Below are 25,672 nucleotides of genomic sequence, written 5' to 3'. Positions count from 1 at the left end.
TTACTCCTTCTCACTGGACTCTGGCAGATGCCAGAAATCGAAAAAATTAAACCAGTCGAGCGGCGACATGAGGGCGTAATGTTCCAGCCGCTGCGCATAGCGATCGACGGTATCTTGCAGTGCCTGCTGGCGTTCACCGCGCGGCAGGCGCAGCGGGTCGGCAAACGGCTCGCAGTGCAGGACGAGCTTACCCTGCTGGCGCAGGGCGAAAATCAGCACCACCGGGCAGCGCAGGATGGAGGCCAGGATAAACGGCCCCTGTGGGAACGGTGCAGGCTGGCCCATGAATCGGCTCCAGATCACGCGCCATTCGCCGCCGCGCTGCGGATTCACCGCGATGCGATCCCCCACAATCGCGACCCATTCACCGCGCTCAAGCTTCTCTTTGATGGCAATGGCGGTGTCCGGGCCGATGTCGGTGACCGACATCAAATTCACGCCAGCTTCGGGCGCCATTTCGCTCATGATTTGCTTAAAGCGCTGGGCGTTCTCGCTGAAAACCAGGGCGTTGATGATTTTACTGCCTTCCAGCTGAGCCAGGGCCCGGCAGGCCTCTACGTCGCCAAGGTGCGAGGCCAGCAGCAGTTTGCCCTGTGGAGCCGCGATGTTTAACGCTTCGCTCGCGCCGGGGGCAAAGACAATATCGCGATGAAGCTTCAGCTCGCCGCGCCAGCTGGCGACTTTATCCAGCATCGCGTTGCCGAAGCGCATGAAATGGAAAAAGCTGTTAAGCCGTGAGGGAACAGGCATGCTCCGCTGACGCAGTTCTTGCTTCACTCTCGCCATCCACTGCCGCGAGGCCTGCCGCGCCGAACGCGCGATAAGCCAGTACACGCCGATAACCGGCCACAACAGCACGGTAAAGGCCCGCCGACCCAGCCGTTCCCAGACGCGCAGCATCAGGCGCATCCCCCACAGACCCTTGACCTCGTCCTGCTGCGCCCAGTGCTGGCGGCGTCGACGGAAAAGCAGGCCGGGCATGCGGGGCAGCATGCCGAAGAAGAGTCGGGTATGCATCAGGGAGATCCGCACGTTATCTTTTAGCGCGTCGAAGTGGGACAAACCGTCCTGCGGATAGGTTACGCGCGTGGGCAGAAAGACGCTGGTGTTGCCCTGCCAGTAGAGACGAACCATCACTTCGGTGTCAAAGTCCATCCGCTTGCCGAGCGGTTCGCGCGCTGCCAGCCGCAGCGTGGGTGAAACCGGATAGACCCGAAAGCCGCACATGCTGTCTTTAAGCTGCAGCGATAAGGTTTCAATCCATACCCAGACGTGGGTTACCCAGCGCCCGTAAAGTCGGGAGCGCGGAATAGAGTCATCGTAAATGGGCTGGCCGGAAATCAGCGCGTCCGGGTGGCGCTCCGCCAGCGCCAGCAGTTTGGGGATATCTTCGATGGCGTGTTGACCATCCGCATCCACCTGCACGGCGTGGGTGTAGCCCGTCCGCGCGCACTCCTCCAGCCCTCTGATGACCGCGGCACCTTTTCCGGCGTTTTGCGCCAGACGAACCAGCGTCATCTGCGGCTGCTCCGCCGCCAGGCGCTCAAGCTCCTGACGGGTGACTGCGTCGCTGCCGTCATCCACCACCAGGCACGGCAGGCCGAACGGCGCGAGACGTGACAATACGCTGGCAATCATCGCGCCGTGGTTGTAGCACGGGATCAGCACGCAGGGACGAAAGATTACTGACATAGACGAATTTTCCCGCTGCTGGCGGTGTGGCGCTCAGCCCCGGCATGGCGTTGATAGCTGAAGCTCAGCATCTGACGTTCGGCATGCCACTCAAGCATCAGCGTCACCGTGGTTTCCGGCAGCAGTGGTGCCTGAAACTTCACGTTTTGAATGCTGTGAAAGCGATAGCCCGGTGCCAGTAACGTCGTGGCGTAGTGCATCACCCAGTCAAGCTGCGCAACGCCGGGCAGCAGCGGTTGTACGGCGAAATGGCCCTGAAACCAGAACAGCGTTGCGTCGAGATGCAAAACGATCTCCAGCTTCTCCGGCTGTGTCTGGTGGCGCTCAATTTCATGAATTTTCATGAAATAACTCCTCTAACTGCGCATAGACACGCTTGTTCATACTGTTTACCGGCATTTCATCAACGATGCGCCAGTAGCGCGGCACCGCGACAGGTTCAAGCCACGGCAGCAGGGCGCGACGCCAGGCGAACTCCTGCGCTTTTTTATCCTGCACATACCCGCGCTGACGGGCCGTTTCATCCAGAACCAGCAGGGCGCCAATCCCCTGACGACCCCCGCGCGTGACCGGCAGTGCGGCCGCTTCGCAAATACCGTCGAGCTCCAGCAGGCGGCGTTCGATCTCGTTAAGCGAGATGCGTTTTTCTTCAATTTTGACCACCCGCCCGCGGCGACCGGCGATGCTGAAAAGCCCCTCGCTGTCGAAGTGCAGGATATCGTCGAGCTGGAGCCCCTCTGGCTCATGGATCAGTGGCGACGTAACGCGACAGGCGCCATCTTCCTGATGGAAGATCACGCCGGGGAACGGTAGCCAGGGCACGTTATCCTCCTGACGATGGCGCCAGGCGAGGATCCCGGTTTCGGTACTGCCATAAATTTCATCCGGCCAAAGGTTAAGCCAGCCGGAGGTGGTCGAGACGTCACGCCAGGGCAGCATTCCACCTGCTGAAATCAGCATCCTGACGGGCGGCGCGGCAAGCTCGGTATCCAGGCGCTTCAGGAACGCCGGGCTGCTGATGAACAGGTATTGCCTGTCAGGAGGCAGGGCGGCCAGTTGTTCTGCGTAATAGAGCATCGCGGCATGCAGCGGCAGGCCCAGCGCCATCGGCAAGACGATACGGAATGTCAGGCCATACAGGTGTTGCGGTACGACCGAGGCCACAATGCTGCATCCGGCCAAACGCTCACCAAAGCGGTGAGCCAGCAGGCGGGCTTCGCGATCCAGACTGACGATGTGCTTAACCACCCGGCGCGGTGTGCCCGTGGAGCCTGAGGTGAACAGTTCAACGAAGCGGTTTTCGTCAATGGCCGGCAGAGGCACCCAGTGGCTGGCTGTCTGGTGGCTGGAGGCCACCACAATCTGTTTCCCATGAAAACCAAGAGTGCGATCGCTCAGAACGCCGCTAAACAAAGATTGCTGTTCTTCAAGCTGCGAGACGCGGCTATGGCCGGGAATGACCGGTGTTTTACCGGCGTGCAGCGAGGCCAGCAGCGCAACAATAAACAGGTAGCTGTTTTCAAAGCACAGCGCCCAGCGCTCGCCTTCCTGCTGACGCAGGGTCTCGACCAGTAAGGTTACGTCGTGGCGCAACTGGCCCAGCGTCCAGGTACGATCGTCGAGCCAGGCAACAGGCGTGTCGTCAGGGCGCGGCGCATTTAACCACTGGCCCAGCGGAAGGGGGTTAGTCATTGTGCATCTCTTTTTTTATCACCCGCTGGCGCACCAGCCACTCTGCTGCCATCAGCATCCCCATCAGGATGTAAGCCACCATACCGTTCCATAGCGTCCACAGATGCATGTCACCGTGGAGGACGGTAAACAGCGCCATCGTGCCGTTGCCGACGAAAAAACCGCACCAGACGAGAGTCACCTTACGGGTATAGCGCACGCCCTCCGGGGGCAAGTTCGGCTCGCGCAAGCGCGCCAGTCGTTCGACAAGCGGCATCGCTGTCCACAGCGAACCGCCAAACACGGCCAGCATGACAAGGTTGACGACCACCGGGTAGAGCAGCAGCCACTGGTGAGCTTTCAGCAGGTAGCTTGCCGTGCAGAGGGCGATCCCCGCCAGCGCCACGCACTGCACCACATACCGCATCGGGCTTGTGTTCCGCTGCGCCTGACGCAGCCGCAGCAGTAACACCAGAGCCATCACGGGTAATAGCCACTGCAGGCTGTTATGCGCCAGCCCAAATCCAATCAGGAAGGGCCACGCCAGCAGCATCAACCCCGTCAGAAGTGGGATGATCGGGAATGTCCGTCCGCCGCGCACGACGTCTTACTCTTCGCGCAGAAGCTGTTCGACGGCGTCTACCACATCCTGAACGGTACGAACCGATTTGAAGGTTTCCGGCTTGATTTTCTTGCCCGTTTTCTTCTGCAGATGAACAATCATGTCCACCGCATCAATGCTGTCCAGCTCCAGGTCTTCGTAAAGACGGGCTTCAGGGGTAATATCCTGCGGGTCGATTTCAAACAGTCGGGTCAGAAGGCCACAGACTTCCTGATAAATGGTTTCTTGTTCGGTCATCGTGATCACATCTCAGGCGCGTTGAGCGTTGATAAAGGACGCCAGCGTGGCGACGGAAAAGAAGTGCTGGCGCATCTCTTCGCTTTCAGCGGAAAGCACCACGCCATACTGGTTTTTCACGGCCAGACCCAGTTCCAGCGCGTCGATAGAGTCGAGACCCAGCCCATCGCCAAACAGCGCGGCATCGGTATCAATATCCTCTGCGGTAAGCTCGTCCAGATTCAGCGTGGTGATAATGAGATTCTTAATTTCAAGATAAAGCGCTTGCATCATTAATTCCTGACAAAGATTGAAGGCCTGATGTTAATCGATGCTGTAGATGCCGGTTTAACTGCCTTGCCGCTAGCGCCGGTTCTTGTTCATTTGCATCGTAAAATTCGTCGATGTTCACGCGGTCGCGGACATCCACGGTGAAGACAGGTTTTTCTGGCGGCACATCATACCAGCGACTTTTTTTATCCAGCAGATGTTCGCTACAGTGGATCAGCACCACCCGCAGATCGCTGTTACAGCGCACGGCGATATTTGCTGCGCCGCGCTGGAGGGAAATAGCTTCACCAGACCGGGTACGTGTGCCTTCCGGGAAGATTAACAGCGTGTCGCCCTGAGCCAGACGCTGCTGGCTTGCAGCCAGCAGAGGCTCGGCTTCGCTGTTAATCAGGTAATCCGCCGCGCGGATGACGCCGCTGACAAACGGATTGCGCAGCAGCGCGCTTTTCACCAGACAGTCGGTTTCCGGCATCACCGATGCCAGAATCACGTAGTCAATTAACGTGGGGTGGTTAGCCACCACCAGACAACCCCGATCGTTGCGCAGGGCGTCAAGATTGTGAATGCGATAGTCCAGTACTCCGAGGCCACGGGCAACGGTCAGGAAGAAGCGGAAGCTGGCCGCAATGCTGCGCCGCGCAAGGCGACGGCGGTTGGTGCGGTCGCGCTGGACGATCAGCAGCAGGTTGAACCATACCAGTGACAGCAGCAGCCCGCCCACGCCAAACAGCACGAAGCAGAATCCGGTCATCACCAGACGCCATAACCAGTTAATTCGGGCAGTCAGGCGATTCATGCGCGCGTCCATTGCCACAGCAAACGTTCGCCGGGTACCACAAACTGGCGTGCCTCGCTGAGATAGCGTTGCAGGAACACCAGGCTTTGCGGAAGGGCGGGTTCATCCCCCGTGCTGCCGCTGCGGGTTTCACACTGCAATTCCTTGCCGGATTCAATCACCAGCGCCAGCGCGTAGGGCCAGGTGGGCATCTGGTGCGGTAACGCCGGGTGGTAAAATTCCGGCAGTGCGCCGTCAAAATCGACCAGCAAGACGCGGGAGTAGCCCGCCTGCAGCAGGCTCAGGACTTCACATAATGCCTGCTGGAAGGTGTCCAGCCCGGCAGAAATGGATGACGAGACGATTGCCTGGCGTGCGGTAATCGTGAGATTGCCCACCGCCGAGTTGTGCACGGACATGGCGAAGTCGGTAGGCGATACGGATTGCCCCGTCGCCAGAGCATGCAGAATACGGTAGTTGCGCTCCAGCTCGCCGTGGCGGCTGGAATAGACGACGGCATCAATGGCGTGGTGTTGCAGCATAGCGAGACCAATGTCTACCGCCAGCTTACTGCCTGAATTGAGGCGGCGCGCGGTCATCATGGGTAAAGCGGTCAGCCGGGGAAGCGGGGCCGCTGGATCGACGGGCAGCTGCAGGCGTGACCACGCCTGCCACTCTGTGGCATCGCTGAGTCCTGGGGCTCTCGCCTGCCAGTCGATAATGTTCAGTGAAAATTTCATCTACGCGCGTCCGCGAAAAAAAACCGTATTCAAAGGGCAGACCTGGCCACCCGGGCAGCTAAGCTGCTCTATTGTTCACGTTTGGTGCATATCAGCAGGGTATGACCGACCCCAAGGTTATCCAGACGCTGTTCAACGCTGAAACCTGCGCTCTCCAGGTAACGATAAAACGCCTCTACGCTGTAAAACCGGCTATTGCCATTCGCCATACAGGTGAAATAGAGCGAGGTGGCATTCAGGCTGAAAGAGGCCGCTTCAAACTTCTGGGCATCCCAGAAAAGCTCCATGATGCACAAACGTGCGCCTGGCTTCATGACCTGTGCGACGCGCGTCAGCATGGCGACAATCTGATCCGGAGAGAAACAATCCAGAAACTGGCTCATCCACCAGACGTCGGCCTCACCCGGCAAGGCTGCTGGGCTAAGCATATCGACAGCATGGAATCCAATACGATGAGAAAAACCTGCTTTTGCGATGTTTTCCTGCGCCAGCGCTATCTGCTGCGGCAGGTCGAGGATCGTCACGGCAACATTTTCGTCATAGCAGCAGCAGCGTAACGCCCATTTACCCGTATTTCCGCCCACATCGTACAATTTTGTCGGCGAGCTTGCGAATATATATGGCAAAGCGGCGTCAAACGCGGCGTCGGAATAGTAATGATCAAAGGCGAACCAGCTCTCTTTCGCCTGAGCCGGTAATTGGGATAATGCCGGATAGATGGTTGGCCAGTTGCCAAACACCGCTAATCCCGCAGGTTTTTCTTCCTTCAGGGCGTCCGCCAGGTGAAATAGCCCTTTGTAACAAACGTCCTGAGTGAAATCCATATTTACGCGGGTCATTTCATCGTGCAGTAAAAAGTGGCCCACTTTCGCCAGAAAATAACGTCCATGCTGTTGGGTAACGATCCGCCCGCTTAATCCCATATCCAGCAGTACGCTGACGCCATAGCTGCCGAGCGTGCTGTGTTCGGTTATTTCCTCGAGGCTGGCACCCTCTTTACCTTGTTTATCGAGCCAGGCGAGAATGCCTGAGTTACGCAGACAAAGCGCGGTCTGAAATAACATCGGAGCAAAAGCGATGCGTTGCGCTTCGGTAATGGCATCCAGTGCGCTGAGCGTATCCTTTTCGTACATTGCTGCGTAACCTTTCAGGGCAAGAAATAAGGGTTATCGGGCCATATGCGGCCCGACTTTAGAAAAATATTACAGTGCGGCGCCCGCGGAGAGGTTCAGCTGAATATCGTGGTCGAGGTTATTCACCCAACGGTTATAATTTTTGTGAATTTTACCGTCAGCCGCTTTCAGGTTCATACTGCTTTCGTAGTTAATGGAATAGCTTGTTGCGGAATAAGGAATACGAACGTCGACCGAGTGGTCGCGCGCCTGCAGACGACCTTTGATAACGCCCGGACCGGCTTCCGTCATGATCCAGTCACGTTTTTGTCCTGCTTTCAAAATCGCTGTTTTTACCTGGTCGGCGGTATGACCCGCGCTCACAGTAGAGTGAACCTGAGCGATTGGGGCAGTACGCGCACAGCCTGCCAGTGCGCCAACGAATACGGCGGCAGCACACCATTTAACGATCTTTTTCATCAACAACTCCATATCAATAATAACAATTAAAGGTAGTGGTTTTTACAAATAATATTCATCCGGCGTTTCTTTTGTGCCAGATGTTTTTTTAATCAATATTAAGGTTTGCATTACGTTGACGCGAAGGCGGGCATAATAACATGGAAAATAATTAACAATTTCATTTTTTTTAATTTGCGTTAAATCATGATTTGCGTTTCAACGTAATGCGACTGACGTAAACAAAAACAGAATTAATATTTCCTTAACGCAAATAAAAATACCGCGACAGGTTATGAACGCGGTAATTTAAGGCGGATTATTGGCGGTTTAAACCTACCTATAAAGGTAGGTCAGCTACCCGGGCAACCGGCTTTTCGGCCTTCCCGGCCCGAGCAAAATGGCCAGCTTGCTGCCGCCTTTGGTGGTCTCCATCCAGATCTTACACACGCTGGTCAGGGGGACCGAGAGCAGCATACCGACCGGGCCCAGCAGCCATCCCCAAACCAGTAAGGATAAAAAGACGACCAGCGTCGACATGCCGAGCCGGTGCCCCATCATGCGCGGTTCGAGAATATTGCCCAGCACCATATGCACGACGAGGAATAACGCGCCGACCAGCATACATTCGTAGAAACCGTTAAACAGAAACGCCTGAATCATTGGCGGCACGGCGGAAAGCACCGCGCCAATGTTGGGCACGTAGTTCAGCAGAAACGCCAGCACGCCCCACATCAGCGCGAACTGCACGTTCATCAGCATCAGCCCCAGCCAGACGATGATCCCGGTCCAGACGCTCAGCAGCGTTTTCAGCGCCAGATATTTAGAGACGCCCTTCAGCGCCCGGTGTAAGCCAGCAATGTGAATTTGTGGGTTATTCAGTGCAAAGCGCAGCTTATACGGGACGTGGCGGACTTCAAACAGCATAAACACCACCGTCATGACCAGCAGCAGAATGCTGGCCATCGCGCCGGAAAGCCCCGTCATCAAGGTGGTGGCGTAGGTCATGACCTTCTCGGAGTCCATCCTGCGCAGCATCCGTTCGGGTGAGATATGCAGATTAAGGAAAGGCACCATCTCCTGGAGTGCGACGATCTTACGCGTCAGCTCTTTGTTGTACTGCGGCAGCATGGTGGAGAATTCACTCAGCGAGGCCGCCAGCACGCCGAAGAGCGCCGTCAGGGCAATCAGCATCACGATGACGACGATAGTGATGGCTACCGGGCGGCTAACGCCCCGGCGCAGAAACCAGGTGACCAGAGGATTAAGCACAATGGCAAAGAAGAGCGCCAGCAGGAGCTGAACTATGATGTCGGCGGCCGCATGGATACCCGCAAGGATAACCACCAGACAGGCGAGTTTTAATAAGATGTGGAGTCCTGCTTTGTCGGACGGGTTAGCGATCATGCGCGTTCCTTAATGTGATGACCCGGTAAGTGTAGTGCCCGGGCCTCGCTTCGTCTGGCACCGTTAATCTGAAAGTCGCTGCTGATTTTCTTATTGGGGCGTGGTAATAGTGAAACACTGTTGTAAAAAATCCAGGTAGAACCCCATGCCCGAACCTGCCGCTGAACCGGCACTGAGCGGACTGCGCCTCAATCTGCGCATCGTTTCCGTTGTGATTTTTAACTTTGCCAGCTATCTCACCATCGGCCTGCCGCTGGCGGTTCTGCCGGGCTATGTCCATGACGTCATGGGCTTCAGTGCCTTCTGGGCGGGGCTGGTGATTAGCCTGCAGTATTTCGCCACGCTCCTGAGCCGCCCGCATGCCGGGCGCTACGCGGACACGTTCGGTCCAAAAAGCATCGTGGTGGTGGGATTGTGCGGCTGCTTCCTCAGTGGTCTGAGCTACCTGCTGGCTGCCTCAGCCAGCCACTGGCCGCTGGTCAGCCTGGCGCTGCTCTGCCTGGGCCGCGTCATCCTCGGCATTGGGCAAAGCCTGGCGGGAACCGGCTCGACGCTCTGGGGCGTGGGGGTTGTCGGGACACCACACATTGGTCGGGTGATCTCCTGGAACGGGATTGTCACCTACGGCGCGATGGCGCTCGGTGCGCCGCTCGGCGTGGCCTGCTATGCGTTTGGCGGGCTGTATGGACTGTCGCTCACCATTATGGCGGTCGCGCTTGTGGCGATTCTGTTTGCGCTGCCGCGCCCGAAAGTGAAGGCCAGCAAGGGCAAGCCGCTGCCGTTCCGGGCGGTGCTCGGGCGGGTCTGGCCATACGGGATGGCGCTGGCGCTGGCGACCACCGGCTTCGGGGTCATCGCCACCTTCATTACCCTGTTCTATGACGCCAAAGGCTGGGACGGCGCGGCCTTTGCGTTAACCCTGTTTAGCTGTGCGTTTGTTGGGGCGCGCCTGCTTTTCCCTAACGGCATCAACCGTCTGGGCGGGCTGAACGTGGCGACGATCTGCTTTGCGGTAGAGATTGTCGGGCTGCTGTTGACCGGCGTAGCCAGCGCGCCCTGGATGGCGAAAATGGGCGTATTTCTCGCGGGAGCCGGTTTTTCACTGGTCTTCCCGGCGCTGGGCGTGGTCGCGGTGAAAGCGGTGCCGCAGCAGAACCAGGGGGCGGCGCTGGCGACCTATACGGTATTTATGGATATGTCGTTGGGCATTACCGGGCCGCTGGCAGGGCTGGTAATGGCCCGGGCGGGGGTACCGGTGATCTATCTTGCCGCGGCGGGTCTGGTCATGATGGCATTGCTGCTGACGTGGCGGCTAAAAAAATGGCCCCCGGTGCAGGCACCGGAGGCCACGTCATCATCGTGAAACGTTACTGGATTACGATGGTGTTAATGATGTTTTCAGCAGCCGTCTGCGCTTTCTGCTGATCTTCCGCTGGCAGGGTGATCTGCAGGGTCAGGAGTTTGTTATCGACCTTGCCCAGCACGACAGAGGAGTACGCGGTCTGGCCTTTCGCAGAGATGATGCTGTCCAGCTGCTGCAGCTTATGGCCTTTCAGCTCGATGGATTTGTTGGTCACGACCTGCAGCTGCGGGTCGCGGCCGCGCTGCTGATCTTCCAGACGTTTGGACAGGACCGCCAGATCTTCGCTGGTGTCGTCGCCCACAATCACAATGACCGCTTTCTGCCCGGTTGCGTCGGAGTAAACGTGCATATTGTTCGCCTGAGTGCCCAGCTTGCCGCTCTGGTCAGTCATATCGGCTGGCAGAGAGAAGCTGAGTTTGCCATCCATCAGATTCACCGGCTGGCCGGTCGCATTGCTCTCTGCGGATGCGCCCTGAGCAGGCGTTTTCGTGTCGCTGTTATCACAGGCTGCAAGACCCACAACCAGCAGGCCAATCCCGACATATTTAACCAGATTGCGCATTGACTTCTTCCTTTCGATAAACGGCCATAACGGCTCATTCGCTCATCTTATCACAACTGATAAAGCGAACCCTTAACCAGCCTGCAATGCCGTGATTTCAGATTTATCTGCCAGCCTTTTCAGCAGCATATTCAGCAGCACGCCGTACATGGGCAGGAAGAAGACAATGCTGATGAGCACCTTGAAGCAGTAGTCCACCAGCGCGATTTCCATCCAGTGTTCGGCCATGAACGCATCCGGGCTACGCCAGAAGGCGATGAAGAAGAAGGCCAGCGTATCGCTCACGTTACCGAACAGCGTGGAGGCGGTGGGTGCCATCCACCAGCGATGATTCTGACGCAGGCGGTTAAACACGTGCACGTCCAGAATCTGCCCCAGCGCGTAGGCCATAAAGCTTGCTGCGGCGATACGGGCGACAAACAGGTTGAAGTGGGTTAACGCCTCAAAGCCCTGCCAGCTTCCCATATAAAACAGGGACGAAACCCCGTACGAGATGAACAGCGCCGGGAGCATGACCGCAAAAATAATGCGGCGAGCCAGCGGTGCGCCAAAAATACGCACGGTCAGATCGGTGGCGAGGAAAATAAACGGAAAACTGAACGCACCCCAGGTGGTATGAAAACCAAAGATGGAGATAGGGAGCTGCACCAGATAGTTGCTGGAGGTGATCACCAGCAAATGGAAAAGCGAAAGCCAGAACAACGCTTTTACGCGCTGTGATTCAGAAAACTGCGTCATATTGTGACCTTTTTATACGTTGGGGTGAGGGAACCCAATAAAAACCGCAGCATGATACTGCTTTGGCGGGACATTGCAATGGTTAGTTTTTACGCAATCGTTAACCTGGTTTGCATTGACCGCAACGGGGCGTAAACTACAGCCGTTTTTACCTGACCGAGAAGATCATGACCGACCTGTTTTCCAGCCCAGACCACACTCTTGATGCCCAGGGCCTTCGCTGCCCGGAACCGGTAATGATGGTACGTAAAACCGTGCGCAACATGCAGACCGGTGAAACGCTGCTGATCGTTGCCGACGACCCTGCCACCACGCGCGACATTCCCGGTTTTTGTACCTTTATGGAGCATGAGCTGGTGGCGCAGCAGACGGAAACGCTGCCGTACCGGTATTTGATTCGTAAGGGGTAGCCCTCACTTATTTGGGGGTAGGTTGAGGGTATCAGGCCGCACCCATGCTTGAACCTGTTCCTGAATATTTAAAAGCGAGTTTAACGGTAGATGACCTGCCTCTGGACGTCCCTGCCTTCGAACCGGAAGTTGATCAGTTGGGAAGCTATTGCCCGCTATTAACGCAGTTGCTGTTGGCTTGTTCACTTTCAGAGAGTGATGAAAGAGTGGCTGGAGATTTGTTGCAAGGCTTAGTTGGGCTGTATAGCGGTATGTTGAAAGCACCGCGCTGGTTGCGTACAAATGAAGGCATCTTGCCACTGTGAAAAAAGTCGGGTGGCGCTAACGCTTACCCGACCTACGGGACTAGAGCCGTTGTAGGCCGGGTAAGGCGAAGCCGCCACCCGGCAAGAATACGGCCTCTCCCACAGGGAGAGGGAGAACGTCAGCCTTTCATCCACGCCCGGATCCCATCCAGGAACATCTGCGTTGCCATCATCACCAGAATGAGCCCCATCAGGCGCTCCAGCGCGTTTACCCCTTTTTCGCCCAGCAGGCGCAGGAACAGGGACGACTGCAGCAGGATGATAAACGTCCCGCCCCAGGCAATCAGCAGGGCAATGACCAGATGGCTCATCTGGTTCGGATACTGGTGCGACAGCAGCATCAGCGTCGCCAGAATGGTTGGCCCCGCGACGAGCGGGATCGCCAGCGGCACAATAAACGGCTCTTCACCCGCAGGCAGGCCGCTGCTGCTGCCTTCCGCGCTCGGGAAAATCATCTTAATCGCAATCAGGAACAGAATAATCCCACCGGAAATCGACACGGTTTCAGCGCGCAGGTTCAGGAAGGCGAGGATTTTTTCACCCGCAAACAGGAAGATAAACATCACCAGCAGGGCGATGAGCAGCTCGCGGATCATGATCGCCCGGCGGCGCTTCGGCTCGGTGTGCTTCAACACCGACATGAAGATCGGCAGGTTACCCAGGGGATCCATTATCAGGATCAATAAAACCGCGGCGGAAATGATTTCACTCATGTAAATTATCCCTGAAACTCTCTAAGGTTATTATGATAATTAGCTGTATTTCTGATTGCCGGGCAATCATCGATTAATTTCGCTTGCGACTTTGGCAGCATTTTGTAATGTGAAGCATATCCCAGTTCAATACTGGCTTGCACAATCAGCACACACCCTCAGCAGGAAAAAAATGCTATGAAAAACGTTGGTTTTATCGGCTGGCGCGGTATGGTCGGCTCTGTACTCATGCAACGCATGGTTGAAGAGCACGATTTCGACGCTATCCGCCCGGTCTTCTTCTCCACTTCCCAGCTCGGCCAGGCTGCTCCGTCCTTTGGTGGTACCACAGGCACGTTGCAGGATGCTTACGATCTGGAAGCGCTGAAGGCACTCGACATTATTGTGACCTGCCAGGGCGGCGATTATACCAACGAAATCTATCCAAAGCTGCGTGAAAGCGGCTGGCAGGGCTACTGGATTGACGCGGCCTCTTCGCTGCGCATGAAAGACGATGCCATCATCATTCTCGACCCGGTTAACCAGGGCGTGATCGCCGATGGCCTGAACAACGGCGTAAAAACCTTTGTTGGCGGTAACTGCACCGTCAGCCTGATGCTGATGTCCCTCGGCGGCCTGTTCGCGCAGGATCTGGTGGAGTGGGTCTCCGTGGCGACCTACCAGGCGGCGTCCGGCGGCGGCGCGCGTCACATGCGCGAGCTGCTGACCCAGATGGGCCAGCTGCACCAGAGCGTCGCGACCGAGCTGGCAAACCCGGCGTCGGCTATTCTCGATATCGAGCGTAAAGTGACCGAGCTGACCCGCAGCGGCGAGCTGCCGGTGGATAACTTTGGCGTACCGCTGGCCGGCGGCCTGATCCCGTGGATCGACAAGCAGCTGGATAACGGCCAGACCCGCGAAGAGTGGAAAGGCCAGGCCGAGACCAACAAAATCCTCAATACCGCGAACACCATTCCGGTTGACGGTCTGTGCGTGCGTATCGGCGCGCTGCGCTGCCACAGCCAGGCTTTCACTATTAAACTGAAAAAAGATGTGTCTATTCCGACCGTGGAAGAGCTGCTGGCCGCGCACAACCCGTGGGCGAAAGTGGTGCCAAACGATCGCGATATCACCATGCGCGAGCTGACCCCTGCAGCGGTGACCGGCACGCTGACCACGCCGGTTGGCCGTCTGCGTAAGCTGAACATGGGGCCGGAGTATCTCTCCGCGTTCACCGTTGGTGACCAGCTCCTGTGGGGCGCCGCTGAGCCGCTGCGCCGCATGCTGCGCCAGCTGGCGTAATAATTTGTTAAATACCGGGGGTGATTTTCACCCCTTTTTTTTGCGTACTACATGGAGTAACACGCGTATGTCTTATTTTTTATCAGGAGTCATTTAGAGCGTTGGCTATGCTTTAAGGAAGAGTCATTTCTTACCTGAGGTTCGAACGGAGCAGAATGGATGCACATTTTTGTGCTGTCCCGTTCAGGTCACATTAAAAGTCGTCCCGGAGCGCTTAAAAAGGACGACATAAAAACAGGATGAATACCATGTCCGATCGTGTGGATAGAGACGTGATTAATGCGCTTATTGCGGGTCATTTCGCTGACCCCTTTTCTGTGCTTGGGATGCACCGTACTGAGGCAGGCCTGGAAGTTCGTGCCCTGTTGCCGGATGCCACAGAAGTTTGGGTGATTGAACCCAAAACCGGCCGCAAAGTCGGTAACCTTGAATGCCTCGATTCCCGTGGCTTCTTCTCGGGCGTGATGCCCCGTCGTAAAAACCCTTTTCGCTATCAGCTCGCCGTTCTCTGGCACGGTCAGCAAAACCTGATTGACGATCCCTACAGCTTCGGCCCTCTGCTTAAAGAGATGGATGCCTGGCTGCTCTCCGAGGGGACCCATCTGCGTCCTTATGAAACGCTGGGCGCCCATGCCGATACCATGGACGGCATCACCGGCACGCGGTTCTCCGTGTGGGCGCCCAATGCCCAGCGCGTCTCCGTTGTCGGCCAGTTCAACTACTGGGACGGCCGCCGTCACCCGATGCGCCTGCGTCGGGAAACCGGCATCTGGGAGCTGTTTATCCCCGGGGCACACCACGGGCAGCTTTATAAATTCGAGATGATCGACGCCCACGGCAAGCTGCGCATTAAAGCCGACCCGTATGCCTTCGAAGCGCAGATGCGCCCGGATACCGCGTCGCTGATCTGCGGCCTGCCGGAGAAGGTCGTCCAGACGGAGGAGCGTAAACAGGCCAACCGTTTTGATGCGCCAATATCCGTCTATGAAGTCCATCTCGGCTCCTGGCGCCGCCATACCGATAACAACTTCTGGCTGAGTTACCGGGAGCTTGCCGACCAGCTGGTGCCATACGCCAAATGGATGGGCTTTACCCACCTTGAGCTGCTGCCGGTCAACGAGCATCCGTTCGACGGCAGCTGGGGCTATCAGCCCACCGGGCTGTATGCGCCGACCCGCCGCTTCGGCACCCGCGACGACTTCCGCTATTTCATTGATGCCGCGCACGCCGCCGGGCTGAACGTGATCCTCGACTGGGTGCCGGGCCATTTCCCGGCGGATGATTTTGCGCTGGCAGAGTTTGACGGCACGAAGCTGTACGAGCATAGCGATCCGCGCGAGGGCTATCACCAGGACTGGAACACGCTGATCTACAACTACGGTCGCCGTGAAGTGTCGAACTACCTGGTCGGGAATGCCCTGTACTGGATCGAGCGGTTTGGCATTGACGCCCTGCGCGTGGATGCGGTGGCGTCAATGATCTACCGCGACTACAGCCGCAAAGAGGGGGAGTGGATCCCGAACGAGTTTGGCGGCCGCGAAAACCTGGAAGCCATTGAATTCCTGCGTAATACCAACCGCATTATCGGCGAGCAGGTGGACGGTGCCGTGACCATGGCGGAAGAGTCCACCGACTTTGCGGGCGTCTCCCGTCCGCCGTCATCAGGCGGCCTGGGGTTCTGGTATAAATGGAACCTGGGCTGGATGCACGACACGCTCGACTACATGAAGCTGGATCCGGTTCACCGTAAGTATCATCACGACAAGCTGACGTTCGGGATGCTCTACAACTACACCGAAAACTTCATGCTGCCGCTGTCGCACGATGAGGTGGTACACGGTAAAAAATCGATTCTCGACCGCATGCCGGGCGACGCGTGGCAGAAGTTTGCCAACCTGCGCGCCTATTACGGCTGGATGTTTGCCTTCCCGGGCAAGAAACTGCTGTTCATGGGCAATGAGTTCGCCCAGGGTCGCGAGTGGAACCACGACGCCAGCCTCGACTGGCATCTGCTGGAAGGCGGCGACAACTGGCACCACGGCGTGCAGCGTCTGGTGCGCGATCTGAACCTGACCTATCGCCACCACAAAGCGCTGCACGAACTCGACTTCGATCCGTACGGCTTTGAATGGCTGGTGGTGGACGACCACGAGCGCTCGGTGTTTGTCTTTGTGCGTCGTGACAAAGCGGGTAACGAGATCATCGTCGCCAGCAACTTTACGCCGGTGCCGCGCGAACATTACCGCTTCGGCATTAACCAGCCGGGCAAATGGCGCGAAATTCTGAATACCGACTCGATGCACTACCACGGCAGCAACGCTGGTAACGGTGGGCTGGTACAGAGCGACGCCATTGAAAGCCACGGGCGACCCAACTCCCTGAGCCTGACGCTGCCGCCGCTTGGCACCATCTGGCTAATGCGGGAGGGCGAATGACGCAGCTTACGGCAGGTAAACCCGAACCGCTCGGGGCGCATTTTGACGGAAAAGGGGTGAACTTCACCCTCTTTTCCGCTCACGCCGAGCGGGTTGAACTGTGCGTGTTTGACGGGGAAGGTAACGAGCACCGTTACGATTTACCCGCGCGCACGGGGGATACCTGGCACGGCTACCTGGCCGGAGGACGGCCCGGTATGCACTATGGCTTTCGCGTTCACGGTCCGTGGGATCCCGCGCAGGGGCACTGGTTTAACCCGGCGAAGCTGCTGATTGACCCGTGCGCGCACCGCGTGGACGGCGAATTTAAAGATGACCCGCTCTTCCACGTGGGCTACGGCGAGCCCGACCACCGCGACAGCGCGCCCGTCGCGCCAAAAAGCGTGGTGGTGAACGATCTTTATGACTGGGAAGACGATGCCCCGCCGCAGACGCCGTGGGGCAAGACCGTTATTTATGAAGCCCACGTCAAAGGGCTGACGTACCTGCATCCGTCGATCCCCAAAGAGATGCGCGGCACCTACAAGGCGCTCGGGCATCCCACCATGATCGCCTACCTGAAACACCTCGGCATCACCGCCCTGGAACTGCTCCCCGTCGCCCATTTTGCCAGCGAGCCGCGTCTGCAGCGGCTGGGGCTGAGCAACTACTGGGGCTATAACCCGCTGGCGATGTTCGCGCTCGAGCCGCGCTATGCCGTCCATCCGGAAAAGGCGCGGGACGAGTTCCGCGATGCGGTGAAGGCGCTCCACGCGGCGGGCATTGAGGTCATTCTGGACGTGGTGCTGAACCACAGCGCAGAAAGCGATCTCGACGGCCCGACGCTCTCCATGCGCGGAATTGATAACCGTAGCTATTATTGGATCAGGCACGATGGCGATTATGAGAACTGGACCGGCTGCGGTAACACGCTCAATCTCAGCCATCCGGCGGTTACGCATTTTGCGTATGAATGCCTGAAATACTGGGTGGAGACGTTCCACGTCGACGGTTTTCGTTTCGACCTGGCGCCCGTCATGGGACGCACGCCGGCGTTCAGCCAGCAGGCGCCATTGTTTGAGGCGATAAAAAACTGTCCGGTGCTCTCGCAGGTGAAGCTGATTGCCGAGCCGTGGGACATTGGTGAAGGCGGTTATCAGGTCGGGAATTTCCCGCCGCTGTTTGCCGAGTGGAACGACCACTACCGCGACGCCGTACGCCGCTTCTGGCTGGAGCGGAACCTGTCGCTGGGGGAATTTGCCGGGCGCTTTGCCGCGTCGAGCGATCTCTTTAAGCGCGACGGCAAACGCCCGTCGGCCACCGTTAATCTGTTGACGGCGCACGACGGTTTTACGCTCAGGGACTGCGTTTGTTTCAATCAGAAACACAATGAGGCGAACGGCGAAGAGAATCGCGATGGCACTAACAATAACCATAGCTTTAATCATGGTATAGAAGGGTTAGGCGGAAGTCTGGATGTGATAGAGCGGCGACGCGCCAGCGTTCATGCGCTGCTGACAACGCTTTTACTGTCGCAGGGCACGCCGATGCTGCTGGCAGGCGACGAGCATGGTCACAGCCAGCACGGTAACAACAACGCCTATTGCCAGGACAACACCTTAACCTGGCTCGACTGGGGTGAAGCCAACAGCGGCCTGATTCATTTTACCGCTGCGCTGATCCATCTTCGCCAGCAGATCCCCGCGCTGACCGCCAACAGCTGGTGGGAAGAGGGTGACGGCAACGTTCGCTGGCTGAATAAAGACGCGCAACCGTTAAGCGCGCAAGAGTGGCAACACGGCGTACCACGCCTGCAAATCCTGCTGTCGGATAAATGGCTGGTCACGCTGAACGCGACGGATGACGTCGCAGAGATTGTTTTACCTGACGGGGAGTGGCGAGCCGTTCCCCCCTTTGCCGGAGCGGATAATCCGGTAGTAATGGCTGTCTGGCACGGGCCTGCGCACGGAGTGTGCGTATTCCAAAGATGATAAAAAAGGAGTTAGTCATGGTTAGATTAGAGAAGAACGATCCCTTAATGTTGTCACGCCAGCTACCATTAAAAACGGTTGCCCTGATACTTGCGGGCGGGCGTGGTACCCGTCTGAAAGATTTGACCATCAAGCGCGCCAAGCCGGCCGTTCACTTTGGTGGTAAGTTCCGTATTATCGACTTTGCGCTCTCCAACTGCCTGAACTCGGGCATTCGCCGCATTGGCGTCATCACGCAGTACCAGTCGCACACCCTGGTGCAGCATATTCAGCGCGGCTGGTCATTCTTCAGCGAAGAGATGAACGAATTTGTCGATCTCCTTCCTGCGCAGCAGCGCGTTCACGGCGAGAACTGGTATCGCGGGACAGCGGATGCGGTGACCCAGAACCTCGACATCATTCGTCGCTATAACGCGGAATACATTGTGATCCTCGCCGGGGACCACATTTACAAGCAAGATTACTCCCACATGCTCATCGACCACGTCGAAAAAGGGGCGCGCTGCACCGTGGCGTGTCTGCCTGTGCCCGTTGCTGAAGCGACGGCGTTTGGCGTCATGCACGTGGATGCCGACGACAAAATTATCGACTTCGTTGAAAAACCGGCGAACCCGCCAACCATGCCGGGCGATGACACCAAATCGCTCGCCAGCATGGGGATCTATGTCTTTGACGCAGATTATCTTTATGAGCTGCTGGAAGAAGACGACAAAGACGAAAACTCAAGCCACGACTTCGGTAAAGACATCATTCCGAAAATCACCAAAGCTGGCATGGCGTATGCACATCCTTTCCCGCTGTCCTGCGTGCAGTCCGACCCGAATGCGGAACCGTACTGGCGCGATGTGGGCACGCTGGAAGCGTACTGGAAAGCGAACCTCGATCTGGCATCGGTCACGCCTGAACTGGATATGTACGACCAGAACTGGCCGATTCGTACCCATATGGAGTCGCTGCCGCCAGCCAAATTCGTGCAGGACCGCTCCGGCAGCCACGGCATGACGCTGAACTCGCTGGTGTCCGGCGGGTGCATCATCTCCGGTTCGGTCGTGGTGCAGTCGGTGCTGTTCCCGCGCGTGCGGATAAATTCATTCTGTAATATCGATTCGGCAGTCTTATTGCCGGACGTCTGGGTAGGGCGCTCGTGTCGTCTGCGTCGTTGCGTGATCGACCGTGCCTGCGTCATCCCTGAAGGGATGGTCATTGGGGAGAATGCGGAAGAAGACGCGCGTCGTTTCTACCGTTCGGAAGAGGGGATCGTGTTAGTCACACGGGAAATGTTGCGGAAGCTGCAAATCAAACAGGAGCGATGATGCAGGTTTTACACGTATGTTCTGAGATGTTCCCGTTATTAAAAACGGGCGGTCTGGCAGATGTGCTTGGCGCATTACCGGCGGCGCAAATCGCCGGAGGCGTGGATACCCGAGTCCTGCTGCCCGCCTTTCCGGATATCCGGCGCGGTATACCTGATGCAAAAGTGGTGACCCGCCGTGAAACGTTTGCCGGACGCATTACCCTGCTGTTTGGACATTACAATGGCGTAGGGATTTACCTGATCGACGCGCCGCATTTATACGATCGCCCGGGTAGCCCGTATCACGATACGAACCTGTTCGCCTATACCGACAACGTGCTGCGCTTTGCGCTCCTCGGCTGGGTTGGAGCAGAAATGGCGACGGGGCTGGATCCGTTCTGGCGTCCGGATGTGGTGCATGCGCACGACTGGCATGCCGGGCTTGCCCCGGCGTATCTCGCCGCGCGCGGCCACCCGGCGAAATCGGTCTTTACCGTGCATAACCTGGCCTATCAGGGGATGTACTACGCCCATCACATGAATGACATCGATCTGCCATGGTCGTTCTTTAACATGCACGGTCTGGAGTTTAACGGACAGATCTCGTTCCTGAAGGCGGGGCTGTACTACGCCGATCACATCACGGCGGTGAGCCCAACCTACGCGCGTGAGATCACCCAGCCGGCGTTTGGCTACGGCATGGAAGGGTTGCTGCAGCAGCGCCACCGCGAAGGCCGCCTGTCGGGCATTCTGAACGGCGTGGATGAACAGATCTGGAGCCCGGAAACCGATCTCCTGCTGGCGGCGCGCTACGGCCGTGATTCCGTGGAGGACAAAGCGGAAAACAAACGCCAGCTGCAGATTGCGATGGGCCTGAAGGTTAACGACAAAGTGCCGCTGTTCGCCGTCGTAAGCCGCCTGACCAGCCAGAAAGGGCTGGATCTGGTGCTGGAGGCGCTGCCCGGTTTACTGGAGCAGGGCGGGCAGCTGGCGCTGCTCGGCGCGGGCGACCCGGTATTGCAGGAAGGTTTCCTTGCCGCCGCCGCGGAACATCCGGGGCAGGTGGGCGTACAGATTGGCTACCACGAGGCATTTTCGCACCGCATTATGGGCGGCGCGGACGTCATCCTGGTGCCGAGCCGTTTCGAACCCTGCGGCCTGACGCAGCTTTACGGCCTGAAATACGGCACCCTGCCGCTGGTGCGCCGCACGGGCGGGCTGGCGGATACGGTATCGGATAGCTCACTTGAAAACCTGGCGGACGGTATCGCCAGCGGGTTTGTCTTTGAGGACAGTAATGCCTGGTCGCTGCTTCGGGCGATTCGGCGTGCTTTCGTCTTGTGGTCCCGTCCATCGCTGTGGCGCTACGTCCAACGCCAGGCGATGTCCATGGACTTTAGCTGGCACGTTGCGGCGCAGTCATACCGCGATCTCTATCAACGCTTGATGTAACGAGGCGAAGTTACTGATATGAACGCTCCATTTAGCTACTCTTCACCCACGCTCAGCGTTGAGGCGTTAAAGCACTCCATCGCCTACAAGCTGATGTTCACCATCGGGAAAGATCCGGTTATTGCCAACAAGCACGAGTGGCTGAACGCCACCCTGTTTGCGGTGCGCGACCGCTTAGTTGAACGCTGGCTGCGCTCAAACCGCGCCCAGCTCTCGCAGGAGACGCGTCAGGTTTACTATCTGTCGATGGAATTTTTGATTGGCCGCACGCTGTCCAATGCGCTGTTGTCGCTCGGTATTTATGACGACGTCAAAACCGCACTGGAAGAGATGGGGTTAGATTTAGAAGAACTGATCGACGAAGAGAACGACCCGGGCCTCGGTAACGGCGGTCTGGGACGTCTTGCCGCCTGCTTCCTCGACTCGCTGGCGACGCTGGCGCTGCCGGGCCGCGGCTACGGTATTCGCTACGATTACGGCATGTTCAAGCAAAACATCGTCGACGGGCGCCAGAAAGAGTCCCCGGACTACTGGCTGGAGTACGGCAACCCGTGGGAGTTCAAGCGCCACAACACGCGCTACAAGGTGCGCTTTGGCGGGCGTATTCAGCAGGAAGGAAAAAAATCCCGCTGGGTGGAAACGGAAGAGATCCTGGCCGTGGCCTACGACCAGATTATCCCCGGCTACGACACCGATGCCACCAACACGCTGCGCCTGTGGAGTGCCCAGGCCAGTAGCGAAATTAACCTCGGTAAATTTAACCAGGGTGACTACTTCGCGGCGGTGGAGGATAAAAACCACTCCGAGAACGTGTCCCGCGTGTTGTACCCGGATGACTCGACCTACTCAGGCCGCGAGCTGCGCCTGCGTCAGGAGTATTTCCTCGTTTCGGCGACCATTCAGGATATCCTCAGCCGCCACCATCAGCTGCACAAAACCTACGCCAACCTGGCGGAGAAAACCGCAATCCACCTTAATGACACCCACCCGGTGCTCTCTATTCCGGAGCTGATGCGCCTGCTGATCGACGAGCATAAGTTCAGCTGGGACGACGCCTTTGAGGTGACCTGCCAGGTGTTCTCGTACACCAACCACACGCTGATGAGCGAAGCGCTGGAGACGTGGCCGGTGGACATGCTTGGCAAAATCCTGCCGCGCCATCTGCAGATTATCTTTGAGATTAACGACTACTTCCTCAAGACGCTGCAGGAGCAGTATCCAAACGATACCGGCCTGCTGAGCCGCGCGTCCATCATTGATGAGTCGAACGGCCGCCGCGTGCGCATGGCCTGGCTGGCGGTTGTCATCAGCCACAAGGTCAACGGCGTGTCCGAGCTCCACTCGAACCTGATGGTGCAGTCGCTGTTTGCGGACTTCGCGAAGATCTTCCCGACGCGGTTCTGCAACGTGACCAACGGCGTCACCCCGCGCCGCTGGCTGGCGCTGGCCAACCAGCCGCTCTCTGAGGTGCTGGACGAGAATATCGGCCGCACCTGGCGTACCGATTTGAGCCAGCTGAGCGAGCTGGAACAGCATATTGATTTCCCGACGGTGAACAAAGCCGTGCGCGAAGCCAAGCTGCTGAACAAAAAGCGTCTGGCGGTCTGGCTGGCGATGCACCTGAACGTGGTGGCAAACCCGAAAGCGCTGTTCGACGTTCAGATCAAACGCATCCACGAATACAAGCGTCAGCTGATGAACGTGCTGCACGTGATCACCCATTACAACCGCATTAAGGCCGACCCGACGGCCGAATGGGTGCCGCGCGTGAAGATCTTCGCCGGTAAGGCGGCGTCGGCCTACTACATGGCGAAGCACATAATTCATCTCATCAACGATGTAGCGAAGGTGGTTAACCAGGATCCGGATATTGGCGACAAGCTGAAGGTGGTGTTCATTCCGAACTACAGCGTCAGCCTGGCGCAGCTGATCATCCCGGCGGCGGATCTCTCTGAGCAGATTTCTACGGCGGGTACGGAAGCATCCGGCACCAGTAACATGAAGTTTGCCCTTAACGGCGCGCTGACCATCGGCACGCTGGACGGGGCGAACGTCGAGATGCTGGAGCACGTGGGCGAAGAGAATATCTTTATCTTCGGTAATACGACGGAAGAGGTAGAGGCGCTGCGCAGGAAAGGCTACTCGCCGCGTCAGTATTACGAAGAGGATGAAGAGTTGCGTCAGGTGCTGACGCAGATTGCAACCGGCGTGTTTAGCCCTGATGAACCGAGCCGCTACCGCGATCTGGTGGATTCGCTGATTAACTTTGGCGATCACTATCAGGTGCTGGCGGATTACCGCAGCTACGTCGACTGTCAGGATAAGGTGGACGAACTGTATCGCCAGCCTGAGAAGTGGACCAGCGCCGCGATGTACAACATCGCCAATATGGGCTATTTCTCGTCAGACAGGACCATCAAGGAGTATGCCGAGACGATCTGGCATATTGATCCGGTGAGGTTGTAAAAACAAAGCCGGGTGGCGGCTTCGCCTTACCCGGCCTACTTGATCCCGTAGGCCCGGTAAGCGTAGCGCCACCGGGCGTTTTTTTGCATCAAGACGCCAGCGACAGCTCGCGTTTCGCCGCATGTTGCAGCAACCACTGCGCCACGCGAGACTGCTGTTCGGCGTTGAGCCACATCCCTTCTTTGGTACGGCGCCAGATAGCATCATCCAGACGACGCACCCACTCGTGCTCAACCAGATAACGCAGCTCGGCTTCGTACAGCTCGTGACCGAAATGCTCGCCCAGATCGGCAATCTCTTTTGCATCACCCAGGATCAGCTCGGTATTGCTGCCGTAGGTGCGGGCATAGTGGCGCGCCATCCCTTCGGTGATGAACGGGAAGCGACGGCGCAGCTTCGCGGCGTAATCATCGCGGTTATCGCCGATATCACCGCCGGGCAGTACCGCGCCTTTGGTCCATGCCGGGCCAATGCCTTTGTAGTACGGCGCCAGTTTTTCCAGCGCGTGCTCGGCCAGCTTGCGGTAGGTGGTGAGCTTGCCGCCAAACACGGACAGCAGCGGCGCCTGACCGTCTACGTCGTGAATATCGAGCGTATAGTCGCGGGTGATGGCCTGCGGTGAGTCAGACTCGTCATCGCACAGCGGACGCACGCCGGAGTAGGTCCAGACCACGTCGTCGCGCGACAGCTGTTTCTTAAAGTGCGCGTTATACACTTTGAGCAGGTAGTTCACTTCGCTCTCGTCGATCTCGACGTTCTTCGGATCGCCTTTGTACTCCACGTCGGTGGTACCGATGATCGAGAATTCGTCCATCCACGGGATCACAAACACGATGCGCTTGTCTTCGTTCTGCAGAATGTAGGCCTGCTTCTGAGTATGCACGCGCGGCACCACAATGTGGCTGCCCTTTATCAGGCGGATGCCGTACGGGGAGGGCAGATGCATGCCGTCGTCAAAGAACTGCTTCACCCACGGGCCGGTGGCGTTCACCAGGCCGCGCGCTTTCCAGCTGAACTTCTCGCCGGTATCGATATCTTCCGCCTCGACAACCCACAGGCCGTTTTCACGACGGGCAGCGGTCGCGCGGGTGCGGGTTTTCACCTCGCCGCCTTTCTTCTCAACCATCTGCGCGTTCGCCAGCACCAGGCGGGCATCGTCCACCCAGCAGTCGGAATATTCGAATCCGCGCACGATTTCTGGCTTAAGGACCGATTCTGAGCCAAAACGCAACCCTTTCGAACCCGGGAGGCTGGTGCGTTTACCCAGATGATCGTACATAAACAGACCAATGCGGATCATCCACGCCGGACGCAGATGCGGGCGATGGGGCAGGCGGAAGCGCATCGGAATCGCCAGATGCGGGGCCATTTTCAGCAGCACTTCACGTTCGGCCAGCGCTTCGCTGACCAGGCGGAATTCGTAGTGTTCCAGGTAGCGCAGGCCACCGTGAATCAGTTTGGAGCTGGCGGACGACGTCGCGCAGGCGAGATCGTTAGCTTCCAGCATCAGTACGGATAAACCGCGTCCTGCGGCATCGACCGCAATACCGGCACCGTTGATGCCACCGCCTATCACAATCAGATCTTTGGTTTCCATAACACCCTCATGCACTTTCGTTAAAGCTCAGAAATGTTCGATATCGCTCATAATAGCAAAGGAACGCGCTTTTGGTAACATCAAAAAAACAATTTAGAGTG

At 57.6% G+C, this 25,672-nt stretch carries 24 protein-coding genes; 9 read left to right on the top strand and 15 right to left on the bottom strand.

Annotated elements, in window-relative coordinates:
- From ACOTXI_RS16865 to ACOTXI_RS16815, 11 genes are all read right to left on the bottom strand, one after another.
- Nucleotides 1–1,692, bottom strand: coding sequence for a glycosyltransferase family 2 protein (locus tag ACOTXI_RS16865; RefSeq protein ID WP_058654972.1), 1,692 nt, complete (start codon nt 1,690–1,692; stop codon nt 1–3).
- Complete coding sequence (locus tag ACOTXI_RS16860; protein WP_032653774.1) at nt 1,683–2,036, bottom strand: hydroxymyristoyl-ACP dehydratase; 354 nt, start codon at nt 2,034–2,036, stop codon at nt 1,683–1,685. Before ACOTXI_RS16860 ends, ACOTXI_RS16865 begins: the two co-directional genes overlap by 10 nt.
- Complete coding sequence (locus ACOTXI_RS16855) at nt 2,023–3,384, bottom strand: acyl-CoA synthetase (protein WP_058654971.1); 1,362 nt, start codon at nt 3,382–3,384, stop codon at nt 2,023–2,025. The genes ACOTXI_RS16860 and ACOTXI_RS16855 overlap by 14 nt, the downstream gene beginning before the upstream one ends.
- A complete protein-coding gene (locus tag ACOTXI_RS16850; RefSeq protein ID WP_023294735.1) occupies nt 3,377–3,916 on the bottom strand; it encodes a hypothetical protein in 540 nt (179 codons plus the stop codon). The genes ACOTXI_RS16855 and ACOTXI_RS16850 overlap by 8 nt, the downstream gene beginning before the upstream one ends.
- 54 nt (nt 3,917–3,970) lie before the next feature.
- Entirely contained in the window at nt 3,971–4,222 is a 252-nt protein-coding gene (locus ACOTXI_RS16845) for an acyl carrier protein (RefSeq protein ID WP_008503082.1), read from the bottom strand.
- 12 nt (nt 4,223–4,234) lie between these two features.
- On the bottom strand, nt 4,235–4,492 hold the full coding sequence (locus ACOTXI_RS16840; protein WP_008503081.1) for a phosphopantetheine-binding protein: 258 nt from the start codon (nt 4,490–4,492) through the stop codon (nt 4,235–4,237).
- Complete coding sequence (locus ACOTXI_RS16835) at nt 4,473–5,288, bottom strand: lysophospholipid acyltransferase family protein (RefSeq protein WP_008503080.1); 816 nt, start codon at nt 5,286–5,288, stop codon at nt 4,473–4,475. Before ACOTXI_RS16835 ends, ACOTXI_RS16840 begins: the two co-directional genes overlap by 20 nt.
- Nucleotides 5,285–6,007 (bottom strand): beta-ketoacyl synthase chain length factor, encoded by a 723-nt coding sequence (locus tag ACOTXI_RS16830; protein ID WP_008503079.1) that lies wholly within the window; start codon nt 6,005–6,007, stop codon nt 5,285–5,287. Before ACOTXI_RS16830 ends, ACOTXI_RS16835 begins: the two co-directional genes overlap by 4 nt.
- Nucleotides 6,008–6,075: 68 nt before the next feature.
- A complete protein-coding gene (locus ACOTXI_RS16825; RefSeq protein ID WP_058654970.1) occupies nt 6,076–7,140 on the bottom strand; it encodes a class I SAM-dependent methyltransferase in 1,065 nt (354 codons plus the stop codon).
- 69 nt (nt 7,141–7,209) lie between these two features.
- Nucleotides 7,210–7,599, bottom strand: coding sequence for a hypothetical protein (locus ACOTXI_RS16820; RefSeq protein ID WP_008503076.1), 390 nt, complete (start codon nt 7,597–7,599; stop codon nt 7,210–7,212).
- A gap of 336 nt (nt 7,600–7,935) precedes the next feature.
- Nucleotides 7,936–8,985: an AI-2E family transporter gene (locus ACOTXI_RS16815; protein ID WP_008503075.1), complete on the bottom strand. Its 1,050-nt coding sequence runs from the start codon at nt 8,983–8,985 to the stop codon at nt 7,936–7,938.
- A 145-nt stretch (nt 8,986–9,130) separates the two neighbouring features.
- Here ACOTXI_RS16815 and ACOTXI_RS16810 point away from each other — a divergent pair, with 145 nt between their 5' ends.
- Nucleotides 9,131–10,348 (top strand): MFS transporter, encoded by a 1,218-nt coding sequence (locus tag ACOTXI_RS16810; protein ID WP_058654969.1) that lies wholly within the window; start codon nt 9,131–9,133, stop codon nt 10,346–10,348.
- 4 nt (nt 10,349–10,352) lie between these two features.
- Here ACOTXI_RS16810 and ACOTXI_RS16805 read toward each other — a convergent pair whose 3' ends face one another.
- Entirely contained in the window at nt 10,353–10,910 is a 558-nt protein-coding gene (locus ACOTXI_RS16805; protein ID WP_008503073.1) for a DcrB family lipoprotein, read from the bottom strand.
- 72 nt (nt 10,911–10,982) lie between these two features.
- Complete coding sequence (locus ACOTXI_RS16800) at nt 10,983–11,648, bottom strand: 7-cyano-7-deazaguanine/7-aminomethyl-7-deazaguanine transporter (RefSeq protein WP_008503072.1); 666 nt, start codon at nt 11,646–11,648, stop codon at nt 10,983–10,985.
- 167 nt (nt 11,649–11,815) lie between these two features.
- Here ACOTXI_RS16800 and tusA point away from each other — a divergent pair, with 167 nt between their 5' ends.
- Both tusA and ACOTXI_RS16790 read left to right on the top strand, forming a co-directional pair.
- The gene (tusA, locus tag ACOTXI_RS16795) at nt 11,816–12,058 is read left to right on the top strand and encodes a sulfurtransferase TusA (protein WP_017693840.1); all 243 of its coding nucleotides are present in this window, start codon (nt 11,816–11,818) and stop codon (nt 12,056–12,058) included.
- Between the two features lie 44 nt (nt 12,059–12,102).
- Nucleotides 12,103–12,363 (top strand): hypothetical protein, encoded by a 261-nt coding sequence (locus tag ACOTXI_RS16790; RefSeq protein ID WP_032635425.1) that lies wholly within the window; start codon nt 12,103–12,105, stop codon nt 12,361–12,363.
- Nucleotides 12,364–12,482: 119 nt separating this feature from the next.
- Here ACOTXI_RS16790 and yhgN read toward each other — a convergent pair whose 3' ends face one another.
- On the bottom strand, nt 12,483–13,076 hold the full coding sequence (gene yhgN, locus ACOTXI_RS16785) for an NAAT family transporter YhgN (protein WP_003861574.1): 594 nt from the start codon (nt 13,074–13,076) through the stop codon (nt 12,483–12,485).
- A 177-nt stretch (nt 13,077–13,253) separates the two neighbouring features.
- On the opposite strand from yhgN, the gene asd reads away from it, so the two are divergent.
- The 6 genes from asd (at nt 13,254) to glgP (ending at nt 23,974) form a co-directional block, all read left to right on the top strand.
- The gene (asd, locus tag ACOTXI_RS16780; RefSeq protein ID WP_058654968.1) at nt 13,254–14,357 is read left to right on the top strand and encodes an aspartate-semialdehyde dehydrogenase; all 1,104 of its coding nucleotides are present in this window, start codon (nt 13,254–13,256) and stop codon (nt 14,355–14,357) included.
- Between the two features lie 248 nt (nt 14,358–14,605).
- Nucleotides 14,606–16,792: a 1,4-alpha-glucan branching enzyme gene (gene glgB, locus ACOTXI_RS16775; protein ID WP_021242180.1), complete on the top strand. Its 2,187-nt coding sequence runs from the start codon at nt 14,606–14,608 to the stop codon at nt 16,790–16,792.
- Nucleotides 16,789–18,762 (top strand): glycogen debranching protein GlgX, encoded by a 1,974-nt coding sequence (gene glgX / locus ACOTXI_RS16770; RefSeq protein WP_023326238.1) that lies wholly within the window; start codon nt 16,789–16,791, stop codon nt 18,760–18,762. Before glgB ends, glgX begins: the two co-directional genes overlap by 4 nt.
- Before the next feature lie 17 nt (nt 18,763–18,779).
- Nucleotides 18,780–20,075, top strand: a complete 1,296-nt coding sequence (gene glgC / locus ACOTXI_RS16765; RefSeq protein WP_058654967.1) for a glucose-1-phosphate adenylyltransferase — start codon at nt 18,780–18,782, stop codon at nt 20,073–20,075.
- On the top strand, nt 20,075–21,508 hold the full coding sequence (gene glgA / locus ACOTXI_RS16760; protein ID WP_008503065.1) for a glycogen synthase GlgA: 1,434 nt from the start codon (nt 20,075–20,077) through the stop codon (nt 21,506–21,508). The genes glgC and glgA overlap by 1 nt, the downstream gene beginning before the upstream one ends.
- 18 nt (nt 21,509–21,526) lie before the next feature.
- Nucleotides 21,527–23,974, top strand: a complete 2,448-nt coding sequence (gene glgP / locus ACOTXI_RS16755) for a glycogen phosphorylase (protein WP_008503064.1) — start codon at nt 21,527–21,529, stop codon at nt 23,972–23,974.
- Between the two features lie 88 nt (nt 23,975–24,062).
- Here glgP and glpD read toward each other — a convergent pair whose 3' ends face one another.
- Nucleotides 24,063–25,571 carry a glycerol-3-phosphate dehydrogenase gene (gene glpD, locus ACOTXI_RS16750; protein WP_058654966.1) on the bottom strand — a complete coding sequence of 503 codons (1,509 nt, stop codon included), beginning with the start codon at nt 25,569–25,571 and terminating at the stop codon, nt 24,063–24,065.
- Between the last annotated feature and the right edge of the window lie 101 nt (nt 25,572–25,672).

Source organism: Enterobacter cloacae complex sp. BZL2005 (genome assembly GCF_049238885.1).
GTDB lineage: Bacteria > Pseudomonadota > Gammaproteobacteria > Enterobacterales > Enterobacteriaceae > Enterobacter > Enterobacter roggenkampii.
This window is presented reverse-complemented; position numbering and strand designations above follow the sequence as displayed.